The 17,817-nt window shown below is 69.9% G+C and carries 20 protein-coding genes; 4 read left to right on the top strand and 16 right to left on the bottom strand.

The window, feature by feature from the left end:
- Positions 1 to 210: 210 nt before the first annotated feature.
- Together G7043_RS35415 and G7043_RS35410 are read left to right on the top strand one after the other, a co-directional pair.
- On the top strand, positions 211 to 720 hold the full coding sequence (locus G7043_RS35415) for a hypothetical protein (protein ID WP_166053027.1): 510 nt from the start codon (positions 211 to 213) through the stop codon (positions 718 to 720).
- Positions 721 to 729: 9 nt separating this feature from the next.
- Positions 730 to 1,650, top strand: a complete 921-nt coding sequence (locus G7043_RS35410; protein ID WP_313888228.1) for an MBL fold metallo-hydrolase — start codon at positions 730 to 732, stop codon at positions 1,648 to 1,650.
- A 74-nt stretch (positions 1,651 to 1,724) separates the two neighbouring features.
- On the opposite strand, the gene G7043_RS35405 is transcribed toward G7043_RS35410, so the two are convergent.
- The 5 genes from G7043_RS35405 to G7043_RS35385 all read right to left on the bottom strand — a co-directional run bounded on the left by G7043_RS35405 (position 1,725) and on the right by G7043_RS35385 (position 4,289).
- Complete coding sequence (locus tag G7043_RS35405; protein WP_166053025.1) at positions 1,725 to 2,093, bottom strand: peptidase inhibitor family I36 protein; 369 nt, start codon at positions 2,091 to 2,093, stop codon at positions 1,725 to 1,727.
- A gap of 43 nt (positions 2,094 to 2,136) precedes the next feature.
- Positions 2,137 to 2,679, bottom strand: a complete 543-nt coding sequence (locus G7043_RS35400) for a hypothetical protein (protein WP_166053024.1) — start codon at positions 2,677 to 2,679, stop codon at positions 2,137 to 2,139.
- Between the two features lie 45 nt (positions 2,680 to 2,724).
- Entirely contained in the window at positions 2,725 to 3,099 is a 375-nt protein-coding gene (locus G7043_RS35395) for a hypothetical protein (protein WP_166053023.1), read from the bottom strand.
- A gap of 6 nt (positions 3,100 to 3,105) precedes the next feature.
- On the bottom strand, positions 3,106 to 3,432 hold the full coding sequence (locus tag G7043_RS35390) for a hypothetical protein (RefSeq protein ID WP_166053022.1): 327 nt from the start codon (positions 3,430 to 3,432) through the stop codon (positions 3,106 to 3,108).
- A 221-nt stretch (positions 3,433 to 3,653) separates the two neighbouring features.
- Positions 3,654 to 4,289 (bottom strand): winged helix-turn-helix transcriptional regulator, encoded by a 636-nt coding sequence (locus G7043_RS35385; protein WP_166053021.1) that lies wholly within the window; start codon positions 4,287 to 4,289, stop codon positions 3,654 to 3,656.
- Positions 4,290 to 4,753: 464 nt separating this feature from the next.
- Between G7043_RS35385 and G7043_RS35380 the strand changes: the two genes are divergently transcribed.
- Positions 4,754 to 5,845, top strand: a complete 1,092-nt coding sequence (locus tag G7043_RS35380; RefSeq protein ID WP_166053020.1) for a PucR family transcriptional regulator — start codon at positions 4,754 to 4,756, stop codon at positions 5,843 to 5,845.
- Positions 5,846 to 5,909: 64 nt separating this feature from the next.
- On the opposite strand, the gene G7043_RS35375 is transcribed toward G7043_RS35380, so the two are convergent.
- Entirely contained in the window at positions 5,910 to 6,989 is a 1,080-nt protein-coding gene (locus G7043_RS35375) for a PucR family transcriptional regulator (RefSeq protein ID WP_166053019.1), read from the bottom strand.
- Positions 6,990 to 7,077: 88 nt separating this feature from the next.
- Entirely contained in the window at positions 7,078 to 7,695 is a 618-nt protein-coding gene (locus G7043_RS49595) for a helix-turn-helix transcriptional regulator (RefSeq protein WP_166053018.1), read from the bottom strand.
- Positions 7,696 to 7,957: 262 nt separating this feature from the next.
- Here G7043_RS49595 and G7043_RS35365 point away from each other — a divergent pair, with 262 nt between their 5' ends.
- Positions 7,958 to 8,722, top strand: a complete 765-nt coding sequence (locus G7043_RS35365; RefSeq protein WP_166053017.1) for an SDR family oxidoreductase — start codon at positions 7,958 to 7,960, stop codon at positions 8,720 to 8,722.
- A gap of 57 nt (positions 8,723 to 8,779) precedes the next feature.
- Here G7043_RS35365 and G7043_RS35360 read toward each other — a convergent pair whose 3' ends face one another.
- The 9 genes from G7043_RS35360 to G7043_RS35320 are packed head-to-tail and all read right to left on the bottom strand — an operon-like array spanning position 8,780 to position 17,805.
- Positions 8,780 to 9,784, bottom strand: a complete 1,005-nt coding sequence (locus G7043_RS35360; RefSeq protein WP_207312171.1) for a 2-hydroxyacid dehydrogenase — start codon at positions 9,782 to 9,784, stop codon at positions 8,780 to 8,782.
- A 9-nt stretch (positions 9,785 to 9,793) separates the two neighbouring features.
- A complete protein-coding gene (locus tag G7043_RS35355) occupies positions 9,794 to 10,591 on the bottom strand; it encodes an IclR family transcriptional regulator (protein WP_166053016.1) in 798 nt (265 codons plus the stop codon).
- Positions 10,584 to 11,627 carry an L-idonate 5-dehydrogenase gene (locus tag G7043_RS35350; protein WP_166053241.1) on the bottom strand — a complete coding sequence of 348 codons (1,044 nt, stop codon included), beginning with the start codon at positions 11,625 to 11,627 and terminating at the stop codon, positions 10,584 to 10,586. The genes G7043_RS35355 and G7043_RS35350 overlap by 8 nt, the downstream gene beginning before the upstream one ends.
- A 9-nt stretch (positions 11,628 to 11,636) precedes the next feature.
- Positions 11,637 to 12,395 carry an SDR family NAD(P)-dependent oxidoreductase gene (locus G7043_RS35345; protein WP_166053015.1) on the bottom strand — a complete coding sequence of 253 codons (759 nt, stop codon included), beginning with the start codon at positions 12,393 to 12,395 and terminating at the stop codon, positions 11,637 to 11,639.
- Positions 12,392 to 13,258, bottom strand: coding sequence for an NAD(P)-dependent oxidoreductase (locus tag G7043_RS35340; RefSeq protein WP_166053014.1), 867 nt, complete (start codon positions 13,256 to 13,258; stop codon positions 12,392 to 12,394). Before G7043_RS35340 ends, G7043_RS35345 begins: the two co-directional genes overlap by 4 nt.
- Entirely contained in the window at positions 13,255 to 14,403 is a 1,149-nt protein-coding gene (locus G7043_RS35335; protein WP_166053013.1) for a substrate-binding domain-containing protein, read from the bottom strand. Before G7043_RS35335 ends, G7043_RS35340 begins: the two co-directional genes overlap by 4 nt.
- Positions 14,400 to 15,449 carry an ABC transporter permease gene (locus tag G7043_RS35330; protein WP_166053012.1) on the bottom strand — a complete coding sequence of 350 codons (1,050 nt, stop codon included), beginning with the start codon at positions 15,447 to 15,449 and terminating at the stop codon, positions 14,400 to 14,402. The genes G7043_RS35335 and G7043_RS35330 overlap by 4 nt, the downstream gene beginning before the upstream one ends.
- Positions 15,449 to 16,897 carry a sugar ABC transporter ATP-binding protein gene (locus G7043_RS35325; RefSeq protein WP_166053011.1) on the bottom strand — a complete coding sequence of 483 codons (1,449 nt, stop codon included), beginning with the start codon at positions 16,895 to 16,897 and terminating at the stop codon, positions 15,449 to 15,451. The genes G7043_RS35330 and G7043_RS35325 overlap by 1 nt, the downstream gene beginning before the upstream one ends.
- Positions 16,894 to 17,805: an SMP-30/gluconolactonase/LRE family protein gene (locus G7043_RS35320; RefSeq protein WP_166053010.1), complete on the bottom strand. Its 912-nt coding sequence runs from the start codon at positions 17,803 to 17,805 to the stop codon at positions 16,894 to 16,896. Before G7043_RS35320 ends, G7043_RS35325 begins: the two co-directional genes overlap by 4 nt.
- Positions 17,806 to 17,817: the final 12 nt, after the last annotated feature.

The following is a 17,817-nucleotide window of genomic DNA, read 5'->3' as shown; positions in this document are numbered from 1 at the left end:
ACCGCACCTGCGTGTCCCGGTAGCGGCGGTGAGCGTGCCCCGGGATCGCTACGGCGGACAGTAGTGATCACCCGAGGGTGACGCCCATCCGAAGAAAGCGCAGAAATGCCGTGAAAGCGCGGAGCGACGCACGGCTCGCGCGGTCAGAAAGAAGCGGAAATCTCCCTGCTCGCCGAGCGGTCGCACGGATCTTGAACCTAGTCTCGCGCCATGCTCACGACGATCACGGCGGCCGCGGCCGCCCTCTCCGCGCTCTCGCCCGCGCTGCCCGTCGACCACCGCACCGTCGAGATGGACGGCACGAGCTTCCACCTCACGCTGGCGACGCCCACGGCGACGATCACGCCGGGCCGGCCGGTGACCATCGCCGGTCACGGCTACAACCCGGCGCAGGGCATCTTCGTCGCGCTGTGCGTCGTCCCGGAGGGCGTGACGCCGGGCAAGCCGGCCACCTACACGTCCCGGCCGACGCCGTGCCTCGGCACGCGTGGTTCCGGCGGCGTCTCGCACCGCGTCGCGAACGGTGCGACGGGCGAGCACACCTCCCCCTACGGCCCCGGCGGTTCGTTCGTGGTCGACCTGACGCTGCAGCCGAAGATCTCCGACGGCGTCGAGTGCGACGTGAACGTGAAGTGCGCCGTGGTGACCCGCGCGGACTTCACGGCCACCGACGAACGCCGGCTGGACCTCTACGTGCCGGTGCACTTCCGCCAGAAGTAGATTGCCGAAGTGACTTCAGAACCCCAGCTGCAGGAGCTCGTCCCCGGTGTCCACGCGTGGATCCAGCCGGACGGCACCTGGTGGATCAACAACGCGGGCGCCGTCCACTCGGGTGGTGAGGTCGTGCTCATCGACACGTGCGCGACGGCGCGCCGCACGAGACTGTTCCTCGACGCGCTCGACGCCGCCACCGGTGGGGCGCCGATCCGGCTCGCGGTGAACACGCACCTGCACGGGGATCACGTGTACGGCAACGCCTTGCTGCCGGACGAGACCGTGATCGTGGCGCACGAGCACACCCGGCAGGGCATTCTGCAGGACTTCATCCTCGCCAACACACCGCCGGTGTGGTCGCCGACGCCCGAGTGGGGCGTCGACGCGGTTCGCGCGCCGACGGTGTCCTTCCGCGACGAGATCACCCTGCACGCGGGCGGCAAGCCCGTCGTGGTGCGGCATCCCGGGTATTCGGCGCACACCGTGGGCGACGCGGTCGCGTGGCTGCCGGAGGACGGCGTGCTGTTCACCGGCGACCTGGTGTTCCACCGGGTGACCCCGATGATCGCGATGGGGTCGCTGGACGGCGCGTTGCGCTCGCTCGACTGGCTGGCCGCGTTCGAGCCGGCCGTCGTGGTGCCCGGCCACGGCCCGGTCGTTCCCGGTGCCGCCTTCGCCGAGGTGCTCGACGCGCACCGCAGGTACTACGAGTTCGTCGGCCACACCGCGGAAACCGGGCGGGACAAGGGCTGGACTCCGCTGGAGGCGGCCAGGCAGGCCGACCTCGGCGAGTTCGCGGACCTGCCGGACGCCGAACGGCTGGTGCTCAACCTGCACCGCGCCTACGCCGACGCCGACGGTGTCGAGATCAACATCGCCGCCGCTCTCGGTGACGCCATCGCCTACAACGGTGGTCCGCTGGCCTGCGCCGTGTGAGCCGAGGTCCACAGTGGAACGCCCGGCAGGAGTTCCTGCCGGGCGTTCCACTGTGGACTGTTCGGTCGATCAGGTCAGCACCAGTTGGTGTACAACCCGATGTGGCTGATCTTGTCCTCGTAGGCGGTGCCGACGTTGGTGAAGTTGTAGCCGGGAGGCAGGCAGCGGTGGGACCCCTGGGCGTTCCAGATGTGGAAGTAGTAGGGGGTGAGGTTCTTGATCGACGACGTGGTCTTGGCGTAACCGTAGTCCCGGACGTCGAGCTTCTTGCTCAGCGGCATCGCGTTGTCCCAGTAGAAGGCCCGGTAGCCCTCGAAGTTCCGCTCCGTGTAGAAGCAGACCTGGGCCTGCTTGCAGGGCTCTGCCGCGTTCGCGGGCGCCGCCGCGACCACCGGAGTGGCCAGCGCGGCCAGGGTGAGCAGCAGGATTCGCAGTTTCTTCATGTAACTCTCCGGTGTTCGAACAGGTGCAGGGGTGGGTGCGGAATCAGGCGCCGCCGATGTCCCGGGGCTGCCAGATGACGTCGTCGGTGGTCGCGACGTCACCGCTGACCCGGTAGGTCTTGTAGTCGCAGTTGGATTTGCGCTCGGTGATCTCGGTCTCGACCCACCAGCTGCGCACGTAGCCGGTGACGCCGAAGGTGCGCCACGGACTCACCTCGATGCGCGCCTGCTGCATTCCCGAGATCTTGTGCTCGATGGCCACCGCCCTGGAGACCTGAGCGGTGAACACCGCTTTGAAGAGCTGCCAGTCGCCGGTGTAGGTCTTGGTCGTCGTCCTCGTGTCGGTGATCGACCGCTCCAGGACCAGCGTCTGGGGGCGACCCGTGCTGTTGCGCAGTTCGCCGTAGGCGACGCGACTCAGGATCTCCTTCTTGTTGACCACCTTGGCGCGCTTGAACGACGAGCACGCGGCGCTGGCCTCAGGAGTCCCGAGAGGGCTCGACGAGGGCACGGCGAGCCCCGCCGCGGTGAGACCGAGAAGCATTCCGCCCACGGCGAAGGTGCGCAGGAAAACCTTACCGAACATCACGTTCAACCTCCGTTTGAGGAACGATCGAAAGGTGAGCGGAAATCAGCAGCGCGGAAGACCGCCGGTGTCGCTGCCGATGACGATCCGGCCGATGTTGTCGTTGATCCCGCTGGGCAGGTTGATGTCCCAGCCGTTCGGCACATAACAACCGCGCCCACCGGTGTACGACCTGATCTGGACCCGGTCACCGGTCGAGTTCACCACGTTCGTACCCGTGGTCCGGGTGCGATAGGGAGCGTTGTACGAACCCCATTCGATTCCCGTCCACACGACGGCCCCACCGTGGTTCGGATCGGCGAAGATGCACACCAGTCGCAAACCACGACAGTCGTCGATCGGCGCGGCGGAAGCCGGCGCCGCCGAGGCGACGATTCCCGCGACAGCGGCCAGCACGGTCAATCCGATACGTGCGCGCATCTCACGTCACCTCGTCTCGGTGCAGGGGCTGTCGCGGAGGTTGGGATTGACCTCGACGGACTGCAGCCGGTCGTTGTAGCCGCGGGGCAGCTCCCGGATGGCGTGCCCCCTGATCAGGCAGATGCTCAGGTTCTCGTTCGAACCGACCAGCTTGATCGTGTAGGACGTCCGGTTGATGAGCGCCGTCGTCTTGCGGAACGAGCCGCTGAAGCTGTAGAAGCCCGGCGCGCTTTCCTGCCAGATCGGCTTGCCGCCGTAGTCCTTGTCCACGTAAGCGCACGCCACGCCGAAGTCGGGACAGTCCTGAACAGCCGCGGATGCGGTGCCGGTCACACCGAACACCGTCGCAAGAGACGCTATGCTCAAAGCAAAGGAAACGCCGAGACGTGCCTTCACGGCCATCAGCTCCTAAACCATTGTCAACCACAGGGAAACCCGGACTGTCAACCAACTTCGCGGGGGTTCCGGGATCTTTCGTGATGACCGTAACAGCCGATCGGGTGAGCTTTATGAGTGTTACATGAGCGCTTTTCTCTAAAAACGACTCCGCAAACTTAGGAGGGACGCTCGTCAGCGAAGAGGTACCCGATACCGCGGATGGTCCTTATGAGTGAACGGTCCTCGTCGGACAGCTTGCGCCGCAACCCGTAGATGTACGACTCGACGATGTTCGACTCGCCCTGGAACTCGTAGCGCCACACGTGGTCGAGGATCGCCGACTTCGTCACCACCCGGCCCGCGTTGCGCACCAGCAGGAGGAGCAGCTCGAACTCGGTGGCGCTGAGACTCACCGGGCGGCCGCCGACCAGCACCTGGCGGGCGTCGCGGTCGATCTGGACTCGGCCGGCCTCGAACCGCGCACCGCCGGTCGACGTTCTCCTCCTGGCCACGAGCACTTCGAGACGCAGGACGAGTTCGCCGGGATCGCAGTCCGGCCGGACGTGGTCGTCGGCGAGACACAGCCGGTCCGCGTCCGCGTTGTCCCCCAGGGCATCGACGACGAACATGATTCCCGGCCGGGTGGCCATCCCCAGCAGTTCTCTCAGCAGTACCGCGGTTTCCGGTTCACCGAACTCGACCAAGACGACGTCCGGAGGACGGGAGTGGATCTGCTCCAGGCACCGCATGCCCACCGGCGCGATCTCCACCCGCATGCCCGCGGCGCGAAGTGCTTCGCCGAGGCTGGACACAGCCGTTGACCGTTCACGGACGATGAGGACCCGCAACGGACAACTGCCCGAAGCCTTCGCTTCCCGGCTCTGCTCCAACGTTCGTCCAGGTTCCGTCAGTCGCGCGCGCGTCGCGGGTGAACTCCCCATGAAGTGGCGACCGTAGGTACTGCCGATCGCCGATGTCACCACCGCCGCGCCCGCTTCCGAAGATGTCCGGAGAAATTCCGCTTCCACGGGAACTCTCGGGTCACCTGTCGAAGCGGTTTCCGAGTTCTTCGGATGGCGGCGTGCGGTACCGGCCTCTTGAATGGTCTTGTCCCCCTTCCCCTCAGAGACCGGGGGCGCAGCCGGACCCGCGGCCGGCCGGACTCACGCAGTATCACCCTCGTGAGGCAGGCTCCAGCCGGAGACGCGGTCCCGCAGGAGAACCCCGATCGCCCGGCGGAAGCGATCGGGGTTTTCCGCGAATGGTTGGAGCGCGCATGACTCATGTCAGGACACCACCCGTACTGGTCGAGCTCGACCCGGCACCGGACGACAGCGACAGCACCGAGCTGCGTGCCCTGCAGACGCTCGTCCTCTCCTTGCACGACAAGGTGATCAGCACCGGGACACTGCCGGAGCAGGACCTGTCGGCGCTGCGCGAGGCGGGTGCGGACTGGGCCGTCGCCCGACGCCCGCTCGACCCGGTGCTGCACATGGTGCGCCACCTCACCGACGACGCGGCGCGAGCCGTGTTCTCCCGCCGCGCCGACATCGGCCTCACCACCCGTGTCAAGGCCACCGGTGCCGCGGCCGCACGGGAGCTGCTCACCGGTTTCCAGCGGTCTTACGACAGCGGCGCGGACTCGTCCGCATCGCAGGACCGCCGCCTGCTCGCGTCGAGTCTGCTCTGGGGCGACGAGTTGCCCGCCGAACTGCGGGCACGGGCGGCCGACGCGTACGCAGTCGTTGCCGTGCACCGTAACGCGGACGGCAACGACCTGGAAACAGCGCTGGACCACGCTTTCTGGAGCTGCGGTGGACACGGCGCGCTGTCGTCGGTCACCGGCGAGGACGGCTTCGTGCTGGTGCCCACGAGCGACGAGGCGTCGGCCGCCGAGCTGTGCCGCGAGGTGTGCCGACGGCTGGGCGGCGAGCTGTGGCTGGGAGTGTCCTGGCGCCCCAGCCAGGAGATCGGCGCGGCCAGGCAGGAGGCGGACTCCGTGCTGGCCCTGGCCCGCGGCGGTCGCCGGCCACCCGGCGCCTACCGGGTCGAGGACGTGTTCGTGGAGTACGCGGTGCTCCAGGACCCTGCGGTGCAGGTGTCCTTCCTCGAACTGATCACCCCGGTGCTACGACAGGACTCGCTGCGCACCACGCTCGAGGTGTTCATCGACGCGAACGGCAACCGCAGCAAGGCGGCCGGCGAACTGAACATCCACCGCAGCACGCTGGACCACCGGCTCGGCCGCGTCGAGCAGCTCACCGGCTGCCGGCCCACCGGTGCCCGCGGTCTGCAAACGCTCGCCACCGCGCTCACCACGTACCGCGCGCTGCACGGTGGCGTCGCGTCGAGCCCTCCCCGCACCTGACGACCGCGATCGCGGGAAGGAGAAACGCCCGGTGGTTCCTGCCGGGCGTTTCTCGCGTCAGGCCTCAGGCTCCGCGGGCCAGCCCGAGACCGATGTCCACGCCCTGGTCCTGTGCCACGAGCGAGTGCAGCGCGTAGGCGGCGGTGAGCGCGCGCAGTCCCGTCACGGTCGACGGCGAGTGCCCGGTCAGCTGTTCGATGCGAAGCAACCGGTAGTCGATGGTGCTGCGGTGGATGATGAGCCGTTGCGCGGCTCGGGTGCGGTTGCCGTCCTCCGCGATCAACGCCTCCAGCGTCTCACGCAGCACGTCGACCTCCATCACCGGTTCGATCAACCGCCGGCAGAACCGTGCTGCCTGAGGCGAACGCAGCGCCGCGTACTCGACGAGCACGTCGCGGCGCCGGTACTCACCCGGCGGCATCCGCAGCGCGGTCACGAGCGACAGCACGTCCGACGCCGCTTCCCGGCCCTGAGGCACGCCCTCGCTGTCCGTCCACACCACCGCGGCCCACATGCCGTGCGGACGCACCAGACTGGCGGCTCGCGCGCACGCCCGCGCCGCGTCCTCCTCCGACTGCGCCGGCAGCAGCACATAGCCGCTCTCGCCGCTCAGCAACGTCAGCGTCCCCGGTCCGCCACATCGACGGAAAGCGCTTTCCGCCACGTCGGCGGTCGTGCCCCGGAGGCGGACCGCCACCACGGCGTACGCGGCCGCGACGCGCGCTCCGGAGGTCTCGGTACCGGCGAACTGGCCGGTGAGCAACAACAGCGCGAGCTCGCTCGGGGTCGGCGGCGTGGCGGCCGAGCCGTCGCGTCCAGCCACCCGGTGGAAGCCCTGCACGAGCTCGATGGCCACCCGTCCACAGGCGTCACCGAACCGGCGCACCAACGGGCAGTGCTCGTGCCGGGCGAGGTGGTTGTCCCGCAGTGCCGCGCCCATCAGCTGGCTGGCCATGATGGTGACCGTGTCCAGCAGGACGTCGAGTTCACCACCCGAACCCGCCCACAGCGCGCCGACGTCGCGCACCTCGGCCGCGGTGTCCGCAGTCCAGAAGTTCTCGCCCGCCAACGCGGCCTCGTACACCGGCAGCACTCGCCTCGCGAAGGTGTCCGGCGCCGTGACGACGGTCCCGATCTCCAGCATTGCTCACCCCAGTCGAAACAATTTCGCACACATGATTCGCATGACTGTGACTACAACTAGTCGACCGTCCAAGATTCCTGCCCCGCTCTCACAGGATGAGAATTGGATCCACCTTGGGTGGCCATTGATCCGGCATCAGGACGCCGGCAGCATAGGCCATTGCCACCATCGCGGTGCGATTGGCCGCGCCCAGTTTCCGCACCAACGACGCGACGTGGTACTCGACACCCGGCTTGCTCAGGTACAGCGTTCTCGCCGACTGCGCGCTGGACATCCCCGCCGCGACGTGCTCGAGGATGCGGGCCCTGAGCTCGGTCAGCACCAGCGGCTCGCGGCGGGGCTCGAACGACCACTCTCCCTGCTCCGGACGCACCGCGAGCACCACCTTCGCCCGGCCACCACCACCCGCCACCGCGGTCACCTCGACCACCGCCGGGCCCCGACCGCGTCCCTGCACCACCGAGTGCAGCGCCACCCTGCTCAACCGGCCCGCCACCAGGTCAGCGAGCTGCGCGCGCACCGACTCCGCGAAGCCGGGGTGCAGCACGTCGCCCAGGTCCCGCCCCAGGACGTCGTCCCCGAACTCGAGGCGGAACGTCGGATCGGCGTCGACGAACCGCAGCGAGGCGTCGAGATGCGCGCACGACCAGGTGTCCGCGTCGCACCGCCCACCGACCGAGGAACGCCCGGTGCCTTCCGAGCTCACGAACACCTCGCGACCAGGCCGGAACGGACGCGGCCGCATTTCCGGCGATCTGTCAGCGACACGCTCATTGGAATCCTCCGCAACGCGAACCAGCCCACGGCGGACAACATTAGACAAACCGAGGGCGGCGATTGAACAACATTTGATCCAAGCTTGAGGTAGCACTCCCCGGAAAAATCTCCGAAAGACGCGGAACTCCTTCCCCGGTTCTTTCGCGTCCCTCACACTCCAGCAACGGCCGACTGGTTTCCGGGAGTTCCGCATGCGCAGCACACCTCACGTCACGCCCCAGGTCTGCGTGGTCACCGGCGCCGGCTCGGGAATCGGCCGTGCCGTTGCCCAGGAACTGCTCGACACGGGCCACCGCGTCGCCCTCGCGGGCCGCAGGGCCGGCGCCCTGGCGGACACCGCCGCCCAGGCGGACCCGGATCACGTGCTCGCGATCCCTGCCGACGTCACCGACGAGGAGTCGGTGGACGCGCTGTTCGACGCCGTGCGGACTCGGTGGGGCCGCGTCGACGTGTTGTTCAACAACGCCGGTGTCTCCGCACCCGCAACGCCGTTGCACGAGGTCTCCCTCGCCCAGTGGCAGCGCCTGATCGACACCAACCTGACCGGTGCGTTCCTCTGCGCCCGCGCCGCGTTCCGGGTGATGCGCGAGCAGCGGCCGCGGGGAGGCCGGATCATCAACAACGGCTCCATCTCCGCACACACGCCACGTCCCGACGCCGTCGCCTACAACGCCACCAAGCACGCGATCACCGGCCTGACGAAGTCGATCTCGCTCGAAGGACGTCAGTACGAGATCGCATGCGGCCAGATCGACATCGGCAACGCGGCCACCACCATGACGAGCGGCATGAGCGCGGGTGTGCTGCAGGCCGACAGGTCGGTCACCGCCGAGCCCACGATGGAGCTCACGCACGTGGCGGAGGCCGTCCGGCACATGGCGGAACTGCCGCTGCACGCCAACGTCCAGTTCATGACCCTGATGGCGACCGCGATGCCCTACATCGGCCGCGGCTGAGCCCCCGTGGCGACGTTGATGAAGGGACCCTTCATCAACGTCCAGAGCGGACCGCGGTCACCTGGCCGTCGGGCGGCCGCGGTCGTGGGTGGCCGGAGTGCCGGGCACCGGTGTCATCGCCTCGAAGCCGTCCAGCACGGCCAGGACGTTGCGCGCCGCGAGCTCGACCATGGCCGCACGGGTCGCCTCGGTGGCCGAACCGACGTGCGGCAGGACCACCAGGTTCGGCACGCCGAACAGCGGGTCGGTCGGTTCACTGCGCGGCTCGTCGACCATGACGTCCAGCCCGGCCGAGTGCAGCCGTCCGGTGCGCAGCGCACCGATCAACGCGCTCTCGTCGACCACTCCACCGCGTGAGGTGTTGACCAGGGTGGCCGTCGGCTTCATCATCGCCAGCTCACGCGCGCCGATCAGGTTGCGCGTGAGCGGCGTGAGCGGCACGTGCAACGACACGATGTCACTGGTGCGCAACAACTCTTCCAGCTCGACGGAGCGGGACAGCGAGTCGCTCGGCTTGCCCGGGTTGTGGTGCTGGACGTTCATGCCGAACGCGGCGGCCCGTTTCGCGACCGCGTGCGCGATCTGGCCGTAGCCGATCAGGCCGAGTGTCGCGCCGTGCACGTCCAAGCCGAGGAAGACGTCCATCTGGAACGTCCGCCATTCGCCCCGCCGCATCGAGTCGATCGCCGCGCCGAGGCGGCGCCTGCTCATCAGCATCAACGACAGCACGATGTCGGCGGTGGTCTCGGCGAGCACGTGCGGTGTGTGCGTGACGACCACCTTGTGCTCCCGCGCCGCTTCCTGGTCGACCGCGTCGAACCCCATGGACGCCAGGGCGACCACCCGCAGGTCCGCGCCGGCGGCGTCCAGCAGCGCCGAGTCGACCAGGTCCGTGCCGAGCACCAACGCGCCGTCGCAGTCCTTGGCCAGCCGGTGCAGCTCCGCCGCCGTCGGTGGTGTCCGCTCATCCCACTCGACGACCTCACACCGCTCGGCGAGCAGTTCCAGCCCACGACCGGGCAAACCCGCCCTGGACACCATCACCCGCGGCCTGCGCCCCACACCCACCACTCACCTGCTCCGTTCTCGATGTTCCAGATCCACCAGCCGCGACAGCTCACCGGCGAGCACGTTGAGATCCGCCACCAGCGCGGCCGTGTGCTCGGGTGTCGCCCGGGACGACAGCAAGGTCACGCTGACCGCGGTCGGCGGCTCCATCCGTCCCGGGATCGCGACGCTGAAGCAGGAGATGCCCTCGATGTTCTCGCCGTTGTCGATCCCGTAACCGCGGCAACGGGCCTCCTCGATGTCGGCGCGCACCGCCGCGATCGTGGTGTGCGAGCTCTCGGTCCGCATGGGCAACTCGCGGATCGACTTCAGGCGGCTCTCGCACTCGCGCCACGGGAGCTGCGCGAGCATCGCCTTGCCCAGGGCGGTGACCACGGCGGGCATCCGCAGGCCGGTGTCGCACGCCAGCCGGACGGGCTGACGGCCGCCGTGCCGGCCGAGGTACACCACCTCGGTGCCGTCCAGCACGGCCAGCAACAGGGTTTCGGCCGAGGCGACCGGCAGTCTCGCCGCCAGCCGCTCGAACTCCGCGACGAGATCGGTGCCGGCGCGGAACTGCTCGCCGAGCTCGTAGATCTTGTAGCCGAGCAACCAGCCGTCGCCGACCCGTCGCACCATCCCCGTCGTTTCCAGTGCGGTGCACAGGTTCGCGATGGTCGACTTCGCGAGCCCGAGCCTGCGGGCCAGCGCGCTCACCCCCAGGGGATCACGGGAGCGGGCGACCTCTTCGAGCACGGCGACGGCCCTGGTGACGGCCGGAGACCTGCTCTCCACCTCGCGCAACGACCGGACCTCATTCATCGAGCCCACCGCTGAAGTCGAGCAGCACCTTGCAGGAGTTGCGCGGGTCGGCGGCCAGCTCGAACGCCGAGGGGGCGAACGGGGCCGGCACCACCTCCGTCACCACCGGGTCCACCGGCAGGGCGTCTTCGGCGAGCGCCGCCAGCACGGCGGACATCTCGTGGTCGAAGCGGAAACTTCCGAGGACCCGGATCTCCTTGGTCACCAACAGGTTCGCGGCGATCGGGCTGTCCCCCGGTGGCAGCAGACCGAGTCCCACGACCGTTCCGCCGCGGTCCACCGCGCGCAGACACGTGGTGAAGCCGGCGGGTGCGCCCGAGGACTCGATCGCCACGTCGGCCCGGAGGTCGTCCAGCACCACCGCTTCCGGGGTGCCGACGCGGACCGTCGTGGTGGCGCCGACCTGACGCGCCACGGCGAGCGGAGCCTCGTGCACGTCGGACACGACGATCTCGTCCGCGCCGGCGGCCCTCGCCGCGGCCACCACCAGTGCCCCGATCGGGCCCGCGCCCGTGACCAGAACCCGTTTGCCCGTCAGGGTTCCGGCGCGCCGGACCGCGTGCCAGGCGACCGAGGCCGGTTCGGCCACGGCGGCGCGGCGCAGGTCCAGTCCGGCGGGCAGCGGCAGCACCTGGGCGGCCGGCACCACGAGCACGCCCGCGAACCCGCCCTGCACGTGCGGGAACCGGGCCGCACTGCCGAGGTACGACGTGTTGGCGCAGATGTTGCGTCGATCGGAACGGCATTGCGGACACGTGTCGCAGGGTGTCGCGGGGTGCACCGCGACCTCCGCGCCGACCTTCACCCCGTCGACGCCGGGGCCGACCTCGCGGACGACGCCCGACACCTCGTGGCCGAGCACCAGCGGTTCTCTCAGCCGGAAGTCACCCACCGCGCCGTGCCGCCAGTAGTGCAGGTCGGACCCGCAGATTCCGCCGTAGTGCACGGCGACCGCGACCTCGCCGGGGCCGGGTTCGGGAACCTCGCGCTGTTCCACCCGGAGGTCTCCCGGGCCGTACGCGACCACCGCCCACATCGTCGCCACTCAGATCACCGCCGTGAGGCCGCCGTCGACGGCGATGACCTGGCCGTTGACGAAGTCGGAAGCGGGTGCCGCGAGCCAGACGAGCGTGCCGACGAGATCGGCGACCGTCGCCCAGCGACCGGCCGGGGTCCGGCCGCGGATCCACGCGTCGAACGCCGGATCCTCCACCAGCGGCCGGGTCAGCTCGGTGATCACGTAACCCGGCGCGAGGCCGTTCACCGTGATCCCCGAGGAGGCCCACTCCGCGCACATCCCCTTGGTCAGCATCGCGAGGCCGCCCTTGGACGCCGCGTAGGCCGCGATTCCCGGCCTGGCGAGCCAGCTCTGCACCGAGCAGACGTTGACGATCTTGCCGTGGCCGCGTTCGACCATTCCCGCGGCGACCGCGCGGCCGACGACGAAGGCGCTCGTCAGGTTCGTGTCGATCACGCGGCGCCAGTTCTCCACGGCCACGTCGAGCATCGGCTCGCGGTGCTGGACACCGGTGTTGTTCACCAGCACGTCCACCGGGCCGATCTCCTCGATCGCGGCCTGCACGGCGTCGGGATCGGTGACGTCGAACGCCGCCGTGCGGACCTCGGTCCCGACGGCGTCGCGCAGCCGTGCGGCCGCTTCGGCGAGCGCGGTCTGGTCGCGGCCGTTGAGCACGACGGCTGCCCCGGCCTCGGCGAGTCCCCGCGCGAGCGCCGAGCCGATTCCCTTGCTGGAACCGGTGACCAGCGCCGTCCGGCCGGTCAGGTCGAACAACGAGTTGGTCATGCGTTCTCCAGGTAGTAGTGCATCAGCGCGGCGTTGTCCTCGTCGCCGTGTCCTGCCGCGACCGCCCAGCGGTGCAGTTCGGACACGGCCGAGGTGATGGGCAGCGGGATGTTCGCCGTGCGGGCGAAGTCGCGCGCGGTCTCCAGGTCCTTGACCATGTTGCGCACCCGGCCGGTGGGCGTGAGGTCCACCTCGGCGAACTTGGTGAAGAACTCCTGCAGCAGCGGGGAGTCCGCCCGTCCGCCGGTGAGCGCGGTCAGCACTTCGGCGGGCGACAGTCCGGCGGCCCGCACGAGAGCGGCGGACTCGGCGAGTGCCGCGAACGCGCAGCCGACGAGCACCTGGTTCACCATCTTCACGAGCTGCCCGGAGCCGCTCGGCCCGATGTGCGTGATCTGCGCGGCCAACGACCGCAGCACCACCTGCGCGGCGACGACGTCCTCGGTCTCGCCGCCGACCATCAGGGTCAGTGCGCCCCGAGCGGCGGCCGGTGCGCCTCCCGACAGCGGCGCGTCGACCCAGCGGGCGCCTCTTTCCCGTGCCCGCGCGGCGAAGTCGCGGGTGTTGACCGGGTCGATGCTCGACATGTCGATCACGATCACGCCGGGCTGCGGGTCGGCCAGCACCCCGTGCGCGCCGAACACCGCGCTGTCGACGACGCCCGCCGAGTTCAGCGACAGGATCACGATGCCCGCCGCGGCCAGGTCCGCGGGAACGGGCACACCCGCGAGGCCCTCTTCTTCCAGCGCCCGCACGGCTTCACCGCGCACGTCGAACCCGCGGACCACGTGGCCCGTCGCGAGCAGCCGCCGCGCGATGGCGGCACCCATCACGCCGAGCCCGGCCACACCGACCTCTGTCATGACTGCCCCCATGCCTTCCGGTAGATCTCCCGATACCCCGACGGCGGATCGAACACCGGACCGGCGGGGACGGTGGCGCGCGTGATCAGCGCGGGTTTCGCGACGAAGCCCGACGGCGCCGCCCCGGCGATCGCGCGGTTGAGCTCGTCGACGAGCTGCCAGCCCTGCAGCAGCATGGGCTCGGCGACCGTGGCCGCCTGGTAGTCACCGGTGCGGACGCGCTGGAACTCCGCGGCGTCGCCGTCACCCGCGGCCACCGACATCGGCGGTCCGGTGGCGGGACGGCCGGCGTCGCGCAGTGCGGACTTGGCACCGCCGAAGTAGTTGCCGTTCACGCCGAGGAGGTAGCCGAGCCGATCTCCGTTGCGCTGCAACAGGGTCGAGACCAGGCTGGGCATGCGCGCGTCGGCGTCCTCGATCGGTGAGTCCTCATAGGACAGCACCGTGCAACCGGAGCACAGCTTGACGTACTCCTCCATCGCCTTGGCCTTGCGGACCGCGATCTCGTACTGCGAGTCGGTCAGCACGACCACGCCGGCCCGTCCACCCGAGTCCGCGACCGCGTAGGCGGCGGCGAGCCAGGCGACCTCCAGCGGATCGGTGGTGACGTTGGTGAACACCCCCGCGGCGGGCATCGGCCCCGGCGTCGCGCCCGCGTGCCAGCCGACGACCGGGATGCCGGCTTCGGCGGCCTGCTTGATGGTCGAGGCCTGTTCGGTGGCGTCGAACCCGCCGAGCACGATGCCCAGGGGCCTCAGGGCGACGGCCTGGTTCAGCGCCTGCGTGCGGCCCTGGGCGTTGCCCTTGCCGTCGAGCTGCGTGACCTGCCAGCCGATCGCCTGCGCCGCCTCCGCCACGGCCTGGCCGACTGTGTTGATGCCACCGTTGCCGAGATCGGCTCCGATGAACGCGATCGTGCCGCCGCGGTGCTGTGCGGCCACCGAGCCGGACGGCGGGGTGAAACCGGTGCGTCCTTCCAGGCTTTCGGCGACCCGCTTGCGCGCGTCGGCGAGCACGTCGGTGAGTCCGTCGGGCGTCAACCGCTGCTGTGCCGCGGTGCTCGTGGAACGGCCCTGCATCTCCGCCACGGTCGGGCTCGCGCAGCCGGTCAGCAGCAGCGCGGCCACGATCAGGATCGTTCTCATGCGGCCTTCTCCTCGAGCTGGTGCTTTTCCGCGCCCGCCAGGCGTTTGCGGCTGGCGAGGCTCGCGATCACGATCGCGGCCACCAGGGTCAGGCCGTTGAACAACGGCTCCAGGTAGAAGCGGCCGGGCAGCAGCTGCTGGAGCCCGGAGATGCCGATCGTGGTGATCGTGACGCCGAGCAGGGTGCCCCAGGCGTTGACGCGGCCCGGTCGGATCGTCGTCGAGCCGAGGAAGGCCGCGGCCAGCGCGGGCAGCAGGAAGTCGGGACCGATGTTGGCCTGCGCCACGCCACCCTGCCTGGCGGACAACAGGATGCCCGCGATCGCGCACAGCACGCCCGACGCGACCATCGAGCCCACCACATAACGTCGGCGCCGGATGCCCGTGAGCTCGGCCGCCCGCGGGTTCGCGCCCACCGCGTACAGGTAGCGTCCGGCCGGGAGGAACTCCAGCACCACCCACAGCGCAACGACCAGCAGCACCGCGATGACGAACGGGCCGGGCACCGGGCCGAGCGACCAGGTCGCCAGCGCGTCGAAGTAGGCTGCCCGCGCCCCGTCCGGGTCGACCACCTGCTTGCCGCCGGTGTACCAGTAGGTGATCGCGAAGATCACCTGACCGGTGGCCAGGGTGGCGACGAACGCGTCCACTTGGGCGAGTTCCACCAGCAGGGCGTTCACCAGGCCGACGACCGCGCCGCCGACCAGCACGAGCAGGATCACCAGGCGGTAGTCCATGCCGCGCAGCTGCAAGGAGAGCGAGAGCACCTGCCAGAGGCCGAGCGCGTATCCGGCGGACAGGTCGATCTTGCCCGCGATCATCGGCACGGTGACCGCGAGCGCGAGGACGAGCGGAACGGCGTTGCCCGCGGCGAGCAACCGGAAGTTCAGTCCGGTGGCGAACGTCTCGGGCGCGAGCGCGGTGAACAACCCGAGCAGTCCCAGCGTGACCAGCACCATGCCGTAGACCGTCAGCAGTCTTCGCGGGACCGAGGTGCCCTTGCGGGGCTCCAGCGCGGTCGAGCGGACCGAGGTGTGCGAGGGCATCAGACTCCTTTGTCCGGCAACCCGGAAGCAGCGGCGACGAGGGCTCCCACGGTGAGCGCGCCGCCCGAGAGCTCGCGGATCACCCGGCCCCGTTCGAACACGAGCGCGCGGTGGCAGATCGCGGCGACCTCTTCGAGATCCGTCGACACCACGAGCGCGGCGACTCCTTCTTCACCCGCCTTGCGCAGCAACGCGTAGATGTCGGCCTTGGCGCCGACGTCCACGCCCATGGTCGGTTCCTCCAGCACGACGACCGCGCGGCCGACGCCGAACCACCTGGCCAGCAACACCTTCTGCTGGTTGCCGCCGGAGAGCGTGTCGATCACGGCTTCCGGGTCGTCCGGGCGGACGCCGAACTCGCGCACGAGCTCCGCGGCCCTGGCCCGTTCGGCCCGCCGCCCGCTCCCCCAGACCTTCGGGTTCAGGAAGATGTTCTCCCGCACCGAAAGCCCGCCGGCCACGCCGTCGGCCTCGCGGTTGGAGGTGCTGAACCCGACCCCGGCGGCCACCGCGGCGGCGGTGTCGCGGGGCCGGAAGTCCGCACCCAGCAACACCATCCGCCCGGCGCGCACACCGAGCTCGCCCGCGACCGCCCGGCCGATCTCGTCCTGTCCGGCACCGCGCAGGCCGACGAGCCCCACCACCTCGCCGGCCCGCAACTCCAGGTCGACGGGTCCGACATCGTTGACACGCAGGCCCTGCAGCTCCAGCCGCACGTCGTCGCCGACCTCACCGGGCGAAGCCGCGGTGGTCTCCCTTCCCACGATCAGGTGCACGAGTTCCTGCTGCGGGATCTCGCCCGTGGGCCGCGCGGCGACCACCTGGCCGTCGCGCAGGACCACGACGGAGTCCGCGATCTCGTACACCTCGTCGAGGCGGTGCGACACGTAGATCATGCCGACGCCCTGGTCCCGCAACCGGTGCAGCACCTGGAAGAGCCGCTGCACGTCGGCCTGCGGCAGGCTCGCGGTCGGCTCGTCGAGCACGAGCAGCTTCGGCTCGCCCACGAGCCCGCGGGCGATGGCGAGCAGCGAACGTTCGGTGCGCGGCAGGTCGAAGACGCGGGTGTCCGGGTCGATGCCACCGCCGACGAGATCCAGCGTGCGGTGCGCCTGCTCGCGCACGGCACGCCACGAGATGACACCGGCCCTGCGCGGAAACCCGATGGTCATGGCGATGTTCTCGGCCACCGTCATCCACTCGACGAGGCCGAGATCCTGGTGCACGAAGGAGATGCCCTCGCGCGACCGGACGCCGTCGACCAGGATCGCGCCGGAGTCCTGCTCGTGCACGCCGGCGAGCGTCTTGATCACGGTGGACTTGCCGGCGCCGTTCTCGCCGAGCAGCGCGACGATCTCCCCGCGCCGCACCTCGAACGTCACGTCGTCCACGGCCTTGTTGCCGTGGAACGACGTCGTGAGGTGCTCGATGCGCAGCAGCGCCGTCATGCGACGGCACCCCTGGTGCTCGTGCGCACGCGGTAGAGACTCGTGGAGGCGGCGATGAACAACGTGCTGCCGTCGGCGCCGCCGAAGCACACGTTGCCCACGACCTCCGGCACCGCGATCTTGCCGAGCCGGGTGCCGTCGGGCGCGTAGACCTGGACCGAGTCCGCGCTGGAGGTCCACACGTTGCCGTGCTCGTCGACCCGGAAGCCGTCCGCGACACCGGGGTTGATCTCGGCGAACACCCGGCCGTTCACGCACTTCCAGTCGTCGGTGACGTCGTAGACCCGGATGCAGTGCTCGCCGGTGCCGTCGACGCGCAGCGCGCAGGACGTGTCGGAGACGTAGAGCAGGCTCTCGTCCGGGGAGAAGGCGAGCCCGTTGGGTTCCTCGACGTCGGTGATGACGGACGTGAGCTCCCAGGTCTCCGGTGCGAACCGGAAGACGTGGTTGGCGCCGTACTCGCGATCGCCGGGATACCCCTCGTGCGGCTGGACGATGCCGTAAGGCGGGTCGGTGAACCAGATCGCGCCGTCGGAAGCGACGACCACGTCGTTGGGCGAGTTGAGCCGGGCGGTGCCGAACCTGTCGACGACCACGTGCGTGGTGCCGTCGCTCTCGGTCCGTTCGATCGCCCGCCGGCCGTGCGAGCAGGCGACGATCCGGCCGTCGCGGTCGAGCGTCCGCCCGTTGGTGAACTCGGCGGGCTCGCGGTCGACCGTCACCTCACCGGTGGCCTCGGTCCAGCGCAGCACCCGGTTTCCCGGGATGTCGGACCAGATCACCGCCTCGTCCGCGGGCAGCCACAGCGGTCCCTCGCTCCAGGTCGCTCCGCCACCCAGGCGTTCGACCCGCGCGCCCGGTGCGAGCAGCCCGGTCAGCCGCCGGTCCTCGACGACGACGTCGTGCACCGCCCACCGCCC

The sequence above is a fragment of the Lentzea alba genome (genome assembly GCF_011067745.1).
Classification (GTDB): Bacteria; Actinomycetota; Actinomycetes; order Mycobacteriales; family Pseudonocardiaceae; genus Lentzea; species Lentzea alba.
Note: the sequence above shows the minus strand (reverse complement) of the source record. Positions and strands in the feature narration are given on the sequence as shown.

Bases quoted from the DNA above. Each gene is read 5' to 3' on its own strand.
- G7043_RS35415 (WP_166053027.1), top strand. From the start codon at position 211: ATGCTCACGACGATCACGGCGGCCGCGGCCGCCCTCTCCGCGCTCTCG.
- G7043_RS35405 (WP_166053025.1), bottom strand. From the start codon at position 2,093: ATGAAGAAACTGCGAATCCTGCTGCTCACCCTGGCCGCGCTGGCCACT.
- G7043_RS35400 (WP_166053024.1), bottom strand. From the start codon at position 2,679: ATGTTCGGTAAGGTTTTCCTGCGCACCTTCGCCGTGGGCGGAATGCTT.
- G7043_RS35395 (WP_166053023.1), bottom strand. From the start codon at position 3,099: ATGCGCGCACGTATCGGATTGACCGTGCTGGCCGCTGTCGCGGGAATC.
- G7043_RS35380 (WP_166053020.1), top strand. From the start codon at position 4,754: ATGACTCATGTCAGGACACCACCCGTACTGGTCGAGCTCGACCCGGCA.
- G7043_RS35375 (WP_166053019.1), bottom strand. From the start codon at position 6,989: ATGCTGGAGATCGGGACCGTCGTCACGGCGCCGGACACCTTCGCGAGG.
- G7043_RS35365 (WP_166053017.1), top strand. From the start codon at position 7,958: ATGCGCAGCACACCTCACGTCACGCCCCAGGTCTGCGTGGTCACCGGC.
- G7043_RS35355 (WP_166053016.1), bottom strand. From the start codon at position 10,591: ATGAATGAGGTCCGGTCGTTGCGCGAGGTGGAGAGCAGGTCTCCGGCC.
- G7043_RS35350 (WP_166053241.1), bottom strand. From the start codon at position 11,627: ATGTGGGCGGTGGTCGCGTACGGCCCGGGAGACCTCCGGGTGGAACAG.
- G7043_RS35345 (WP_166053015.1), bottom strand. From the start codon at position 12,395: ATGACCAACTCGTTGTTCGACCTGACCGGCCGGACGGCGCTGGTCACC.
- G7043_RS35340 (WP_166053014.1), bottom strand. From the start codon at position 13,258: ATGACAGAGGTCGGTGTGGCCGGGCTCGGCGTGATGGGTGCCGCCATC.
- G7043_RS35335 (WP_166053013.1), bottom strand. From the start codon at position 14,403: ATGAGAACGATCCTGATCGTGGCCGCGCTGCTGCTGACCGGCTGCGCG.
- G7043_RS35330 (WP_166053012.1), bottom strand. From the start codon at position 15,449: ATGCCCTCGCACACCTCGGTCCGCTCGACCGCGCTGGAGCCCCGCAAG.
- G7043_RS35325 (WP_166053011.1), bottom strand. From the start codon at position 16,897: ATGACGGCGCTGCTGCGCATCGAGCACCTCACGACGTCGTTCCACGGC.